The sequence below is a fragment of the Oceaniovalibus sp. ACAM 378 genome (assembly GCF_008085915.1).
Classification (GTDB): Bacteria; Pseudomonadota; Alphaproteobacteria; order Rhodobacterales; family Rhodobacteraceae; genus Oceaniglobus.
The window spans coordinates 1-359 of the sequence record NZ_VSJK01000110.1 but is presented as its reverse complement, the minus strand read 5'-3'; the positions used below and the strand labels follow the sequence as shown (position 1 = coordinate 359).

At 54.9% G+C, this 359-nt stretch carries 1 pseudogene; it reads left to right on the top strand.

The annotated features are described in order from the left end of the window. A pseudogene (locus tag FQ320_RS25420) lies at positions 1–359 on the top strand (ISNCY family transposase); the annotation flags it as partial.

Genomic DNA, 359 nt, shown 5'->3' with positions numbered 1-359 from the left:
GACAAACACTCGGTATTCCGCGTTGCCAATCAGTCCGCAAAATCCGGGCATGGCATGACCCAGTTTGGGCGTGCGCTGAATGAGCTAAACATCGAGATTCTTTGCGCAAACAGCTCTCAGGCCAAAGGCCGTGTTGAACGGGCCAATCGAACGCTTCAGGATCGCTTAGTCAAAGAACTCAGGCTTGCAGGCATCTCAGACATCGACGCTGCAAATGCGTTTCTGCCCGCCTTCACTGAGCGCTATAACGCCAAGTTTGCAAAGGCCGCCCGTCGCGCCGACAATCTGCACAGGCCGATGAACATTGAACCCGATCGCCTGCGTGATGTGTTCGCTTTCCAAGACGAGCGTCTTGTTGG